13 protein-coding genes are annotated in these 14,156 nt (G+C 72.5%); 5 read left to right on the forward strand and 8 right to left on the reverse strand.

Annotated elements, in window-relative coordinates; genetic code table 11:
• Positions 1-95: 95 nt before the first annotated feature.
• Positions 96-1,073 carry a mycothiol synthase gene (mshD, locus tag IO29_RS26400; protein ID WP_030382468.1) on the reverse strand — a complete coding sequence of 326 codons (978 nt, stop codon included), beginning with the start codon at positions 1,071-1,073 and terminating at the stop codon, positions 96-98.
• Positions 1,074-1,583: 510 nt separating this feature from the next.
• On the opposite strand from mshD, the gene IO29_RS26405 reads away from it, so the two are divergent.
• A complete protein-coding gene (locus IO29_RS26405) occupies positions 1,584-3,329 on the forward strand; it encodes an ABC transporter ATP-binding protein (protein WP_051848705.1) in 1,746 nt (581 codons plus the stop codon).
• A gap of 120 nt (positions 3,330-3,449) precedes the next feature.
• Here IO29_RS26405 and IO29_RS26410 read toward each other — a convergent pair whose 3' ends face one another.
• The 7 genes from IO29_RS26410 to IO29_RS26440 form a co-directional block, all read right to left on the reverse strand.
• Positions 3,450-4,148 (reverse strand): response regulator transcription factor, encoded by a 699-nt coding sequence (locus IO29_RS26410; RefSeq protein WP_030382470.1) that lies wholly within the window; start codon positions 4,146-4,148, stop codon positions 3,450-3,452.
• Between the two features lie 85 nt (positions 4,149-4,233).
• The gene (locus IO29_RS26415) at positions 4,234-5,724 is read right to left on the reverse strand and encodes a HAMP domain-containing sensor histidine kinase (RefSeq protein WP_030382471.1); all 1,491 of its coding nucleotides are present in this window, start codon (positions 5,722-5,724) and stop codon (positions 4,234-4,236) included.
• Entirely contained in the window at positions 5,721-6,455 is a 735-nt protein-coding gene (locus tag IO29_RS26420; protein ID WP_030382472.1) for a response regulator transcription factor, read from the reverse strand. The genes IO29_RS26415 and IO29_RS26420 overlap by 4 nt, the downstream gene beginning before the upstream one ends.
• An 83-nt stretch (positions 6,456-6,538) precedes the next feature.
• On the reverse strand, positions 6,539-6,754 hold the full coding sequence (locus tag IO29_RS26425; protein ID WP_030382473.1) for a hypothetical protein: 216 nt from the start codon (positions 6,752-6,754) through the stop codon (positions 6,539-6,541).
• Between the two features lie 56 nt (positions 6,755-6,810).
• Positions 6,811-7,887 (reverse strand): S1C family serine protease, encoded by a 1,077-nt coding sequence (locus tag IO29_RS26430; RefSeq protein ID WP_030382474.1) that lies wholly within the window; start codon positions 7,885-7,887, stop codon positions 6,811-6,813.
• A gap of 145 nt (positions 7,888-8,032) precedes the next feature.
• Complete coding sequence (locus tag IO29_RS26435; RefSeq protein ID WP_078618496.1) at positions 8,033-9,058, reverse strand: LacI family DNA-binding transcriptional regulator; 1,026 nt, start codon at positions 9,056-9,058, stop codon at positions 8,033-8,035.
• 53 nt (positions 9,059-9,111) lie between these two features.
• Entirely contained in the window at positions 9,112-9,909 is a 798-nt protein-coding gene (locus IO29_RS26440; protein ID WP_030382476.1) for a response regulator transcription factor, read from the reverse strand.
• A 254-nt stretch (positions 9,910-10,163) separates the two neighbouring features.
• On the opposite strand from IO29_RS26440, the gene IO29_RS26445 reads away from it, so the two are divergent.
• From IO29_RS26445 to IO29_RS26460, 4 genes are all read left to right on the forward strand, one after another.
• Positions 10,164-11,045, forward strand: a complete 882-nt coding sequence (locus IO29_RS26445; protein WP_030382477.1) for an alpha/beta hydrolase — start codon at positions 10,164-10,166, stop codon at positions 11,043-11,045.
• Positions 11,046-11,204: 159 nt separating this feature from the next.
• On the forward strand, positions 11,205-11,459 hold the full coding sequence (locus IO29_RS26450) for a MoaD/ThiS family protein (protein ID WP_030382478.1): 255 nt from the start codon (positions 11,205-11,207) through the stop codon (positions 11,457-11,459).
• A gap of 2 nt (positions 11,460-11,461) precedes the next feature.
• The gene (locus tag IO29_RS26455; protein WP_051707938.1) at positions 11,462-12,685 is read left to right on the forward strand and encodes a hypothetical protein; all 1,224 of its coding nucleotides are present in this window, start codon (positions 11,462-11,464) and stop codon (positions 12,683-12,685) included.
• 199 nt (positions 12,686-12,884) lie between these two features.
• The gene (locus IO29_RS26460) at positions 12,885-13,640 is read left to right on the forward strand and encodes an LmeA family phospholipid-binding protein (RefSeq protein WP_030382480.1); all 756 of its coding nucleotides are present in this window, start codon (positions 12,885-12,887) and stop codon (positions 13,638-13,640) included.
• Positions 13,641-14,156 lie beyond the last annotated feature (516 nt).

Below are 14,156 nucleotides of genomic sequence, written 5' to 3' on the forward strand. Positions count from 1 at the left end.
GCTGAGGTGCTGGACCGGTACCTGCACCACCTGCGGACGACCCCTGCCCCGCCCTCGGAGAAGCCGCAGACAGCCCAGAACCTGACGAAGCACTACTAGCTCTCCGTGCGGTACATCAGGTCCGTCTCGTACGTCGTGAAGCCGAGGCGTTCGTACACCGTCACGGCCGCCGTGTTGTCGGCGTCGACGTAGAGCATCGCGGTGGGCAGACCGCGTTCCGCCAGGTGGCGCAGGCCGATGGTGGTGAGGGCCTTGCCGAGGCCGCCGCCCTGGGCGGAGGGGCGCACGCCGACGACGTAGACCTCGCCGAGCCCCTCCTCGGCGTGCGTCTTCGTCCAGTGGAAGCCGAGGAGTTCGCCTTCGCCGTTTCCGCCGTTCCCGCTGTTCCCGCCGTTTCCGTCGTCCCCGCTCGTGCGCTCGGCCAGGAAGAAGCCCTCGGGGTCGAACCAGGGCTCGGCCTTGCGGTCGTCCAGGTCGCGCTGGGTGAGGGAGCCCTGCTCGGGATGGTGGGCGAAGGCCTCGGCGTTGGCGGCGAGCCAGGCCGTGTCGTCCTGCCCGGGCCGGAACGTCCGAACGGTCACGCCTTGCGGCAGCTTCGGCTCGGGGGCGTCGAAGTCGGTCAACGGGCGGCGCATCTGGCGCAGTTCGCGGAAGAGGGTGAGGCCGAGGACCTGGGCGAGGTGCCGGGCGGCGGAGTGCCCGCCGTGCGCCCACACGCGCAGTCGCTTGCCCGTGGCGGCGAGCAGCGCCGAGCCGAGCGCGCGGCCGTGGCCCTGCCCGCGGTGGGAGGGGTGCACGACCAGTTCCGCGGCCGGCGCCTCCACCGGATCGGTGTCCTCCAGTTGCGCGTAGCCGACGAGCGTGCCGCCGGCCGACAGCAGCAGATGCCGTACGCCGTCCCGGGCGCCGCCGCGCAGTCGCAGCCGGCCCTGCTCGGACACCGCCGGCTGCCCGTCGCACCGGGCGGCCTCCGCGAGCAGCGCGAGAACGGCCTCGGCCTGCCCGGGGGAGAGTTCGGTGAGGGTGTCGAGGGAGCGGTTCGGGCCGGGCCGTGCGGTGTCTTCGCTGGTCATGCGTCCGAGCGTACGGGGAGGGCGCGGGGAGTGTCGCCTCCGCGGCACGCGGGCATCGAATGCGCCTGGGAATGAGCTGGGTGAATTCGATATAAGAGCCGTAATAAATTCTGTGTGAGACGGCGAATGGTTCCGCGAACCGCCTGAAAATGGTTTCAGCTGCAATTCATCGAGGTCTCAGCGGAATAAGCCGTTTTCGGTCCCGGGGTCCCGTAGTGTTTTCCATGTCGAAAGCGAACGGCGCTTACGGCGAAGAGAACAACGGCAACGAACAAGGAGACGTCATGAGCTTCCGCAAGGTCACCCCGGTCAAGAAGAACCGCAAGCCCGCCGCCCCGGTGGCGAAGAAGCACGCGCCGAAGAAGGCCGCGCCGAAGCGCCGCCCGGTCGGCCACAAGGGCTGACAACCCTCCACGAGGCGGGGCCGCCGGACCGAGCGAGGTCCGGGGCCCCGCCTCGGGCGTGTACGCGATCGACAATTCCCCCGGACCTGGAAATCGAGGACGTCCCGTGCGTGAAGTCAAAGCGGCGTTCGCGCGGTTCTGGCCGCTGACGCGCGGCGACCGCGGACCGCTGGTGCTGATCGTCGTCTGCGTGATCGTCTCCGCGCTCGCCGAGACCGCCGCCATTCTGCTTTTCGCCGAACTCACCGACCACGCGCTCCGAGCCGGTTCGCTCGCCGCGTTCTGGGGGCCGGCCGGCGCGTGGCTCGGCGTCGCCGTCCTGGGCGCGCTCGTCGGCTATCTCGGCAACTCCCTCGCCGTGTGGACGGCCGAGCGGTTCGTGCTGCGGCTGCGGGCGAAGGTGTTCCGGCACGTACAGAGCCTGCCGCCGGACTTCTTCCAGCGGCACCGGCGGGGTGACCTGGTGGAACGTCTCACCGGGGACGTCGAGGCCATCGAACAGATGGTCGTCTCCGGGGTCGTCGGCGCTGTCTCCGCCGCCTTCTCCGCGCTCTTCTACGCCACCGCCGCGTTCTGGCTGCGCTGGGACCTGGCGCTGGCCACGTTCCTCCTCGCCCCCCTCTTCCTGCTCGCCGCGCGCCGCTTCTCCGGCCGCATCAAGAGGGCGTCCCAGGACGAACGTGCCGCCGACGGCGCGCTCACCTCCGTCGTCGAGGAGTCGCTCGGCAACATCGTTCTCACCCAGGCGTACAACCGGCGCCGCGCGGAGGAGTCGCGGCTGGAGAAGGAGGCGCGCGCCTGGCTGCGGGCGTCGGTGCGGGGGGCGCGGGCGAGTGAGCGGTACGAGCAGGTCGTCGAGGTGGTCGAGACGGTGTGCGTGCTCGCGGTGATCGGTCTCGGCGCGTGGGAGATCGCCCAGGGGCGGATGACGCTGGGGCAGCTGCTGGCGTTCGCCGCGTTCCTCGGCTATCTGTACCCGCCGGTCCGGGACCTCGGGCAGCTCGGCCTCACGCTCACGGCGGCGACGGCGGGGGCGCGGCGGCTGGGCGAGCTGCTCGACGCCGAGCCCGCCGTGACGGATCCGGCCGAACCGGTGCCGGCGTGGCCGGTGCGCGGGTGGGTCGGCTTCCACGGGGTGTCGTTCCGGTACCCCGGGGCGGAGGGGCGCGAGGCGCTGCGGGAGGTGTCGCTGACGGTCGGCCCGGGCGAGCTGGTGCTGGTCACGGGGGCGAGCGGGGCCGGCAAGTCGACGCTGTCGAAGCTGCTGACCCGCTTCTACGACCCGACGGAGGGGGCCGTGTGCCTGGACGGGGTGCCGCTGGACGCGGTGCCGCTGGAGTTCCTGCGGCAGAACGTGACGTTGCTGCCGCAGGAGACGCTGGTGCTGCGGGGCACGATCCGGGAGAACATCGCGGCGGGGCGGCCGGGGGCGACGGAGGCGGAGATCGTACGGGCCGCGCGGGACGCGGCGGCGCACGACTTCGTGGCCGCGCTGCCGGACGGCTATGACACGGTGATCGCGCCCGGGACGGCCGCGTTGTCCGGGGGGCAGTTGCAGCGGGTCGCCCTCGCGCGGGCGATGCTGCGGAGGGCGCCGGTACTGGTGCTGGACGAGCCGACGGTGGGGCTGGACGCGAGGGCGGTACGAGAGGTGATGGAACCGCTGCGCCGCCTCGCGGCGGGCCGCACGACGCTGCTGATCAGCCACGACCTGGCGCTGGCACCGCTGGCGGACCGGGTGGTGGTGGTCGACGGGGGGTGTGTGGCGGAGGTGGGGACGCATGCGGAGTTGATGGGGCGGGGTGGGGTGTACGCGGGGCTGGCGGGGGGGGGTGGGTTGGTTCGACGGTGAGTTTTCTTCGCCCCCGCCACCCCTACCCTTCCCGTCCTCACAAAGGGCTCCGCCCCGCGTTGTCGGCTGACCGCCGGTGGGGACTTCTCGCGCAGTTCCCCGCGCCCCTTATGGGGCGTCTCACCTCCGTAGGGCGAAGCCCAGGCCCCTGATCGTGTGGATCAGGAGCGGGGCGCCCTGGTGCTGGAGTTTGCGGCGGAGATACATGACGTAGACGTCCAGCGTGTTGGAGGCCGGCTCGAAGTGGAAGCCCCAGACCTCCTTCAGCAGTCGGCCGCGGGTGAGGACCTTGCCGGGGTGGCGCAGGAGGTACTCCAGGAGGGCGTACTCCGTCTTCGTCAGCTCCAGCGGGCGGCCGGACCAGGTCACCGTGCGGGTGACGCGGTCCATCGCCAGCTCGTCGAAGACCAGCGCGTCCTCCTGCGACGGTGCCGGGGACCGCGGACAGCGCCGCAGCAACGCCCTCACGCGGGCAAGGAGTTCCTCCGTGGCGAAGGGCTTCGTCAGACAGCCGTCGGCCCCGTTGTCGAGGGCGACGATGCGGTCGCCGACGGCGTCGCGCCCGGTGAGCATGAGGATCGGCACGGTGCAGCCGGAGGCCCGTATCCGCCGGGTCGCGGCCAGCCCGTCCAGCACCGGCATGGTGACGTCCATCAGTACGAGGTCGGGCCGCCCGCCGTCACCGTCCCCGTGCACGCGTACGACGGCCTCGCGGCCGTCCCCGGCGAGCACGGTCTCGTACCCCTCGTACCTCAGGACCCGGCCGAGCCCTTCCCGTACGGCCGCGTCGTCGTCCGCCAGCAGAATCTTCCGCGCCATGGTGCAGACGGTTCAGCGGCCGGCTGTGGAGGACCTTGGAACGGGGTGTGGACAGGCTGGGGCCCGGGGGCGCGCGTCGGGCCGGTCAGGGGGTCTCGTCCGGGCCCTGGTCCGGCGGCGGAGTCGGTGCCCCCGGGAGGCGGATCGTGGCGACCGTGCCGCCTGCCGTGTCCTGGGCCGGGGCGAGGGAGACCTCGCCGCCCGCCTGTTGGACCGTGCGGGCCACGATGGAGAGGCCGAGGCCGGAGCCCGGCAGGGCGCGGGCGCCCGGTGAGCGCCAGAAGCGGTCGAAGACATGGGGGAGTTCGTCGGCGGCGATGCCGGGGCCGTGGTCCCGTACCGTCAGGACGCCGTCGGCCAGCCGTACCTCGATCGTGCCGGCCCCGGGGCTGAACTTCACCGCGTTGTCCAGGATGTTGACCACCGCCCGCTCCAGCGAGGACGGCTCCGCGCGGACGTACCACGGCTCCACGTCCGCCGTGATCGTCAGCTCCGGGCCGCGCAGCCGGGCCCGGCGCAGTGCCGACTCCACGATGTCCTGCCAGGCGAGGATCTGCGTACGGTCCGAGTGCTGGCCGGTGTCCGGGCGGGAGAGTTCCTGCAAGTCGCCGATGAGCGCGGCCAGTTCCGTCATCTGCGCCTTCACCGAGGCGAGCAGCGCCTTGCGGTCGGCGGCGGGCAGGGGGCGGCCGGTCTCCTCGCTGCGGGTGAGGAGTTCGATGTTCGTGCGGAGGGAGGTGAGGGGCGTGCGGAGTTCGTGGCCGGCGTCCGCGATCAGTTGCTGCTGGAGATCCCGGGAGGAGGCCAGGGACGCCGTCATGGAGTTGAAGGAGCGGGAGAGGCGGGCGATCTCGTCGTCGGCAGGTTCGTCGACGGGGATGCGGACGGTGAGGTCCTCCGTGCGGGCCACGTGTTCGACGGCCGCGGTGAGCTTGTCGACGGGGCGCAGCCCGGCGCGGGCCACGGCCAGACCGGCGGCCCCGGCGCCGAGCACCCCTATGCCGGAGACCAGCAGCAGGATCAGCGCCAGGTCGTTCAGGGTCGACTGGGTGCTCCTGAGCGGGGTCGCGACGAGGAGGGCGGTGCCGGCGACGACCTGCGGCTCGGTGCCGAGGCCCTGGGTGGCGGTCAGCGGGATCGTCCGGACGCGGACGGCGTTGCCGTCGTCGTCGGTGCCGTTGCGGCGCACGACGCGGTCGGCGGTGCCGGCGGAGCCCGCTTCCTGGGCCACGCGCTTGTCGGCGCCGGTGACCTTCACCAGGCCCGCGGAGTTCGAGGAGACGCAGGCCGTGCCGTCCGCCTGGACCAGTTCGAGGTAGTAGTTCTCCCGGGTCCGCAGCTGGCTCGGGGCGCCCTGCGGGGTCTGCGTGCAGTTGTTGAGCGTGCCGATGACCTGGGAGTACTGCTGCGGCCGCTGGGTGGCCTGCTTGAGGTCGTCGTCCACCTGGGCGTACAGCCTGCCCTGGACGATGAACCAGCACGTCACCGAGACCGCCGCCACCGCGAAGGCCACCGCCGCGGCGACCAGCAGCGCCAGGCGGGAGCGGAGCGGGAGCGCGCGGAAGCGTCGGATCACTCCGCGCCGCCCGCGCGCAGGACGTACCCGACGCCGCGCACCGTGTGGACGAGGCGGGGCTCGCCGCCGGCCTCCGTCTTGCGGCGCAGGTACATCACGTAGACGTCCAGGGAGTTGGAGCTCGGCTCGAAGTCGAAGCCCCAGACCGCCTTGAGGATCTGCTCGCGGGTCAGCACCTGGCGCGGGTGCGCCATGAACATCTCCAGGAGCGTGAACTCGGTACGGGTCAGCTCCACCGCGCGTCCGCCCCGGGTCACCTCGCGGGTGGCCAGGTCCATGCGGAGGTCGGCGAAGGCGAGGGTCTCGTTCTCCTCGTCCGCGCCGGTCACGGCGGCCGCGTAGGCGCTGCGGCGCAGCAGCGCGCGGACGCGGGCGAACAGCTCGTCGAGTTCGAACGGCTTGACCAGGTAGTCGTCCGCCCCGGCGTCCAGGCCGGTGACCCGGTCGCCGACCGTGTCCCGGGCGGTGAGCATCAGGATGGGCGTGGTGTCGCCGGTGCCGCGGATGCGGCGGGCGGCGGTGAGGCCGTCCATCCGCGGCATCTGGATGTCCAGGACCAGCAGGTCCGGCCGGTACGCGGTGGCCTTCTCCAGCGCGTCCGCGCCGTCCACGGCGACCTCGGTGTCGTAGCCCTCGAAGGCGAGGCTGCGCTGGAGTGCTTCGCGCACCGCCGGCTCGTCGTCGACGATCAGGATGCGCTGGGTGTCACGGTCGCCTTCGGCGGGGCTCATGGGCGTGGGGTTCCTCGGATGCGGTGGGACGGACGGGGCACGGGGCATGCGTGCCGTGCGCTGGACGCCTTCAGCGTCGCACGTCAGGCCCGCAGCGTGTCCAGCCTGCGCAGGGCGACCCGGCGGCGGTGCGGATGGGCGGCGGTGGTCCGCAGGCCCATGAGCTGCGGCTGCGGTGGGACGGGGACGACCTCGGGGGCCCGGGTCGAGGGGGCGTGGAGGGCGGACGCGACCGCCAGGGCGAGCGCCGTGCCCGCCGGGTCGGTGCCGGTCACCGTGTGCGTCACCTGCTGGATCATCGTGGCCTCCTGAAGTGAGCCTGGAGTGGGCCCGCCGCGCGGTGCGGAGGGTCGGTTCAGCTGTCGGAGCCGCCGGCCCGCAGCGTCGCGAGGTCGGACTTGACGGTGTTGATCGGGATGGCGAAACCGAGGCCGACGCTGCCCGCGCTGGACGAGGAGGAGTCGGCGGCGGAGGAGTACATCGCGGAGTTGATGCCGATGATCTGACCGGCCGCGTTGATCAGCGCGCCGCCGGAGTTGCCCGGGTTGAGGGAGGCGTCGGTCTGGATCGCCTTGTACGTCGTCGTCGAGGAACCGGTGTCGCCGTTGAACTGCCGGCCGCCGAACTGGAACGGCCAGTTGCCGTCGCCCTGCTGTTGCTGCTGGCCCTCGTCGGTGGAGACGGTCACGTCGCGGTCGAGGGCGGAGACGATGCCGCTGGTGACGGTGCCGGTGAGGCCCTCGGGGGAGCCGATGGCGACGACCTCGTCGCCGACCTGGACGGCGTCGGAGTCGCCGAGCGAGGCGGCCGTGAGGCCGGAGGCGTCTGCCAGCTTGATCAGGGCCAGGTCCTTCTTGCTGTCGGTGCCGACGACCTGGGCGGTGTACGTCTTGCCGTCGTGCGTCTGGACCTTGACGCTGGAGGCGCCGGAGACGACGTGGTTGTTGGTGACGATCTCGCCGTCGCTGGTGATGATCACGCCGGAGCCGGTGGACTGACCCGCGCTGGAGGTGGCGGTGATCTCCACGACGCTGGGGCTGACGGCGGCGGCGATGGCGGAGACGGAGCCCTTCTTGCCGACCGGTACCGCGCTGGTGCCGGTGGTGCTCGCGGCGACGGTGTCCGAGGAGTGGGTGAGCTCCTGGATGCCGTAGGCCGTGCCGCCGCCGACGGCCGCGGCGGCTATCGCCACGGCGGCGAGGAGGGCGAAGGGGCCCTTCGCGCGCTTCTTGTGCGCCGGGGCCGGCTGAGTGGCGGGGTCGTAGGACGGGGGAGGCGGCCACTCGGGGTTCACGGGAGCGAACAGGTGTTCGGTGGCGGGGGTGGGGCCGGTCCGGCCCGCGGGGCCCGGTGCCTGGTAGGCCCCGGGGGCCTGGCCCGCCTGGGGGTGCTGCTGCTCGTGGTCGCCGCTGCGGAAGCTGCTCTCTGTCATGTGAAAGAGAGTGTCCCGCGATCATGAGAGCCGCCTGAGGGGCCGCTGAGAAGCCCGACAGAAGTGCGTATGCCCGATATAAGGATGGGCTGGAGCCCCTTGTAAAGACGGGCTGGAGCCCCGTGTAAGGACGGGCTGGAGTCCCTCAGGCCACGCAGCCGCAGGACGCGCGGTTGACCAGGCGGGACGGGAACTGCTTCAGGCGTTCGCGGTGGGAGCCGGGTACGCGGAGGCCGTCGTCCAGGACGAGGTCCACCGCCGCCCGCGCCATCGCCGACCGGTCCGACGCCACCGTCGTCAGCGGCGGATCCGTCAGCGCCGCCTCCTTCACGTCGTCGAACCCCGCCACCGCCAGCTCCCCCGGCACCTCGATCCGCAGCTCCCGCGCCGCCCGCAGCACCCCGATCGCCTGGTCGTCCGTCGAGCAGAAGATCGCCGGCGGCCGGTGCGGGCCGGCCAGCAACTCGAGCCCCACCTGATACGCGTCGTAGCGGTTGTACGGCGCCTCGAACAGCCGGCCCTCCGTGGAGATGCCCGCCTCGGCCATCGCCTGCCGCCAGCCCTCCACGTGGTCGGAGACCGGGTCGCCCACCGCCGGCGTCTCCGCCGTACCGCCCATGCAGGCGACGTACGGATGGCCGTGCTCCAGCAGGTGTTGGACGGCGAGCCGGGCGCCGCCGAGGTCGTCCGTCACCACCGCCACGTCGTCTATCAGCTCGGGCCGCTCGTGCAGCAGCACCACCCGCGCGTCCCAGGCCTCGATCTCGGCGGCGGCGTGGTCGTTGAGGGCGTGGCTGACGAGGATCAGCCCGGAGACCCGCATGCCGAGGAAGGCGCGCAGATAGTGGACCTCGCGCTCGGCGACGTAGTCCGTGTTGCCGACCAGCACCATTTTCCCGCGCTCGGCGGCCGCCTGTTCGACCGCATGCGTCATCTCGCCGAAGAACGGCTGGCGCGCGTCCGGCACGATCATGCCTATGAGGTCGGTCCGCCGCGAGGCCATGGCCTGGGCGACCCGGTCCGGCCGGTACCCCAGCTCCTTGATCGCGGCGAGGACACGCTCGCGCGTGGCCGGGGCGACCGGCCGGGGTCCGTTGTTGATGACGTAGCTGACGACGGCGGTGGAGGTCCCCGCCAGCCGCGCCACATCGTCCCGAGTCACCTTGGCCACGCGCGGAGTCTACGCGGATGGATCGGCCCTGGGCAGGGAGTTTCCCCCGCTTCTCACGCCTCGGAAGCGGCCTTGGCGGCGGCGTCGGCCGACTCGCCCTTCTCGTCCCGTTTCGCCCTCTCCGCCCGCTGGGATGCTCCCGGCCCGTCCTGCTTCTCGGCGCGCTCGGTCCGGTCCGGCTTCTCCGGGGTCACGAACCGGTAGCCCACGTTCCGCACGGTGCCGATCAGCGACTCGTGCTCGGGGCCGAGCTTGGCCCGCAGCCGCCGTACGTGCACGTCGACCGTGCGGGTGCCGCCGAAGTAGTCGTAGCCCCAGACCTCCTGAAGGAGCTGGGCGCGGGTGAAGACGCGGCCCGGATGCTGCGCGAGGTACTTCAGCAGCTCGAACTCCTTGAAGGTGAGGTCCAGGACGCGGCCCTTGAGCTTGGCCGAGTACGTCGCCTCGTCCACCGACAGGTCGCCGTTGCGGATCTCCATGGGGGAGTCGTCGCCCGCGATCTGCTGCCGGCCCATGGCCAGCCGCAGCCGGGCCTCCACCTCGGCCGGGCCTGCGGTGTCCAGCAGGACGTCGTCGATGCCCCAGTCCGCGGTGACGGCGGCGAGGCCGCCCTCGGTCACCACCAGGACCAGCGGACAGCCGGGGCCCGTCGAGCGCAGCAGCTGGCACAGGCTGCGCACCTGTGGCAGGTCGCGGCGGCCGTCGATGAGGATGACGTCGGCGCCGGGGGTGTCGACGAGGGCCGGGCCCTCCGCCGGGGCCACCCGCACGCTGTGCAGCAGCAGCCCGAGCGCGGGCAGCACCTCCGCGGACGGCTGGAGGGCGTTGGTGAGGAGCAACAGTGAGCTCATCGCGTCCTCCCCTCGGGGTTCGTCCCCTCCGGGGGCTTCGTATGGTCGTGCTCGGTTCGCTGGCCCATGACGTCCGGTCCTTCCTCGGTTCCGTCGAGGATGTGTGCGGCACTGCACTGCTTCACTGCTTCACTGCTTCGCTGCGGCTTCCGCGCTTCGCTGCCGGCCTTCCGCTTCGTATACAACGCTCCCGAAAGCACAAAAGGACCCGGGGGCTTCTCTGCCCGAGTCCTCTGCGCAGCACAATAGCCCACATGAGCGGTGGTCGGGCAGGTCATGTGGCGCGTCCCACGGGGCGTCCGAAGGGTGAGACGCCTGTGGACGCGGTGGCCGGGGCGTGTACGGAGGGGATACGGCGCGGGCCGGAGCGGCGATTTCTGCGCACGGCGGACGGGGTCGTGATCGACGCCGCGTACGACCCCGGGGAGCCCGCCGGGGAAGCGGAGGACGCCGGGCTCGTCCTCGTCGTCGCGCACGGTTTCACCGGGGACCTCGAGCGCCCGCACGTCCGGCGGGTCGCGGCCGCGCTGCGCCGCCGCGGGGCGGTGGTCACGTTCTCCTTCCGGGGCCACGGCGCCTCCGGCGGGCACTCCACCGTCGGCGACCGCGAGGTCCTCGACCTGGCGGCGGCGGTGCGGTGGGCGCGTGAGCTCGGCCATACCCGGGTGGCCACGGTCGGCTTCTCGATGGGCGGCTCGGTGGTACTGCGGCACGCGGCGCTGCGGCCCGAGGGCGCCGAGACGGACACGGTCGTCGCGGTCAGCTCGCCGGCCCGCTGGTACTACCGGGGGACGGCCCCGATGCGGCGGCTGCACTGGCTGGTCACCCGGCCGGTGGGGCGCGCGGTGGGCCGCTACGGGCTGCGCACGCGCATCCACCACCGGGACTGGGACCCGGTCCCCGCCTCGCCGGTCGAGTCGGTGCCGCTGATCGCGCCGACCCCGCTGCTGATCGTGCACGGCGACCGGGACGGCTACTTCCCCGTCGACCACCCCCGCATGCTGGCCGACGCCGCCCCCGGCCACGCCGAACTCTGGCTGGAGGAGGGCATGGGCCACGCCGAGAACGCGGCGGCGGACGAGCTGCTGGAGCGCATCGGGGCGTGGGTGGCGGCGCGGGCGGGCCAGGCCCTGTAGTCGGATCCCCGTCGTCCGCCCGGAGGGCGGACCGGGCGGCGTCAGGCGCGTGCGTGCATGGCGTCGCCCGGTAGACGGGAATTTGACTACAGGGCCTAGCCTGACGGTGTTCACAGCCGGCGCCGAAGTACTCGTCGGCACCACCGATCGAGGGACGAGATGGCAAGAGGCACGGTGCGCTACTGGGCCGCCGCCAAGGCCGCGGCCGGAACCGCCGAGGAGCCGTACGACGCGGCCACGCTCGCACAGGCGCTCGACGCCGCCCGGGAACGACACCCCGGCGAGCTGGACCGGGTCCTGCTGCGGTGCTCCTTCCTCGTCGACGGAAATCCGGTCGGGAAGCGTGAACACGAGACGGTACGGCTGGCCGAGGGCGGCACGGTAGAGGTGCTCCCGCCGTTCGCAGGAGGGTGAGCATGTCGGAGCCGTATGGGCCCTACGGGGAGCACGGGCAGCAGGGGGAGTACGAGCAGTACGGGGAGTACGGGCAGCAGGGGCCGTACCGGTCCCCGCAGTACGACGGGTACCCGCAGGGGTACGGGGAGCCGCAGCCGTACGCCCAGCAGCCGCATCAGCCACAGCAGCCGCATCAGCAGCCCCACCAGCCCCAGCCCCAGCAGCAGGGCTGGTACGGCGGTGAGGCCGCCGATCCGCAGCAGTACACCCAGCAGTGGCAGGGGCAGACCTGGGAGACACAGGTCCAGCCCTCGCTCGCCGTGCCTGCGGCGGAGACGGCGTACATGCCGACGACGGGGGCGGTGCCCTACGAGCCGCAGGCTCCCGCGCCGACCCCGGCACCGGTGCCCCCTGTTTCCGGACCGGAGGGCGGAGGCGGCGGTGACGGTACGCCCTACGGGCCCGCCACGGTCGCCGGGAACACCCGGATCACCGACGCGCAGCGGGCGCGGCTGGAGGGCCGGTCGCCCATCATCGAGCCCGGGATGCAGCCCGCGCTGCTCACCGCCGTGCTCGGCGTGCTGCTCGCCGGGGCGGCGGCCGTCGGGTCGTACGCGCTCGTCGTGCCGCTCGTGGTGCTCCAGGCCGTGACCGCGGCCGGCTGGTTCCGGCTCAACGGCATGTGGCCGGCCCGGCAGGGCATCGCGCTGGCCTTCCTCGGCGGGCTCGTCGCGGACGTGGCCGTCCTCGCGGCGGGGCGGGAGCACGGGCCGGCGGCGATCCTCGGCACGCTCGGGGTGTGGGTGCTGCTCACCCTCGTCCTGCAACTGCGCTCGCACGCCGATCCGGACGAGCGGATGTACGGGCTGATGGCGACGGTCGTCTCGGCGGCGCTGACCGTTGTGGCGACGGGACATCTCGCGGCCGACGCGGACGCGGTGACGGTGGGCGGCGTGGCGGTCGCGGTGGCGGTCGTCGCGCGGGCGTTGCCGTTGCCGACGGTGGTGTCGGTGGTGGTCGCCCTGCTGGCGGCCGCGGGGGCCGGGGTCGCGGTCGGCGGGATGACGGATCTGGGGGCGTCGGGGGCGGGGCTGGGGGTCGGGGCGGCGGTGTGTGCGCTGATCGGGCACCGGGCGGCGAGCTACGACTATCCGTCGCGGTTCGTCCACTTCACGGCGGGCGTGGCCCTGCCGCTCGCCGCGGCTGCGCCGGCGGTGTGGGTGCTGGGGCAGGCGCTGGGGTAGCGGACGGGGTGGCCGACGGGGTAGCCGACGGGGTAGCCGACGGGGGTTTCCTCGCCCCCGTCGTCCCTGCCCTTCCCCGTCCTTTCAAGGGGCGCGGCCCTGTCACAACCGATCAACAAGCCGACCCTCGCCCGTACCCTCCCCACCCCTCCGGGTTACGCTCGCCGTTCGACCGATCGACGCGGGGGACACACCGGGCATGCGCGCACTGCGAATACTCCTCATCATCATCGTGATCGTCGGCGGACTCTTCGTCATCGCCGACCGCGTCGCCGTCCACTTCGCCCAGAACGAGGCCGCCGACCGCATCAAGACCAACGAGCACCTCGCCGAGACGCCCAGCGTCTCCATCGACGGCTTCCCCTTCCTCACCCAGGTGGCGAGCGGCGAGCTCGACGAGATCCACGTCGGCATCAAGGACTACGAGGTCGCCACCGGCACCGCAGGGAAGAACGGCGGCGCCGGCGCCGACACCCTCCGCATCGACGACCTCAACGCCGACATGCACGGCGTCGACTTCTCCAGCGACTACTCCTCCGCCACCGCCCGCACCGCCACCGGCACGGCCACGATCTCCTACGACGAGCTCCTGAAGGCGGCCAAGTCGGAGCCGACGGAGATCATCCCGGGTGTCACCGCGCAGATCCTCGGCCTCTCGGACGGCGGCAATGGCAAGATCAAGGTGAAGGTCAGGATCCAGGGCCCCACCAAGGCGCTGTCGCAGACGACCTCCCTGCTCAGCTCCATCACCGTCGAGAACGGCATCGTCAAGGTGCACGCCGACTCGCTGCCCAAGACCGGGCTGACCCTCGCCGAGCAGAAGGTCCGCTCCATCACCGACTTCCAGCAGGCGATCGACCAGCTCCCCGGCGGCATCAAGATCGACAAGGTCGAGGCCGCCGAGGACGGCGTGCACATCACCGCCAAGGGGACCAACGTCAGCGTGACGGGCTGAGACTCACTCCGCCAAGCCGAGTCTCACTCCGCCGGGCTGAGTCTCACCCCCGCCGGCCGGTATGAGACGGCTTCCCGTGGGGTAGGACCGCCCCTGGGCCGCCACGCCCCCGTACGGCCACGGCCCCTGTACGGCCACGCCTTCCATGGCTGTGCCCGTACGCCCCCGCTCCGCACGACTGTCCGTCAGCCGAGACGCCCCCGTCCGCCCAGCAGATGCCCGCCCCGTGTGCGGCGAGCGACAATGGCCGCGAAAACGGGCAGTGACGGACCTCGTGCGGATCCCGCCGGGACCCCCGGCACCCTCCTCATCCCGCATCGCGGACGATCGCGTCTCAGCATGCGACACGCCGGTGACATGCCCGCCCGTCCGTCCTTACGATCGCAGCATGCGGTGCTACTCGAGCGTCCCCCGGCTGCGGGGACAGGCGGATCTGACGAAGCGGCGGGCAGTCGACCTGTGCCGCGTCGCCGCCATGCTCTGTCGCACGTTCTGACCGGAGGCCGCCCGCCTCCG

The sequence above is a fragment of the Streptomyces sp. NRRL F-6676 genome (assembly GCF_000725625.1).
Lineage (GTDB): Bacteria > Actinomycetota > Actinomycetes > Streptomycetales > Streptomycetaceae > Streptomyces.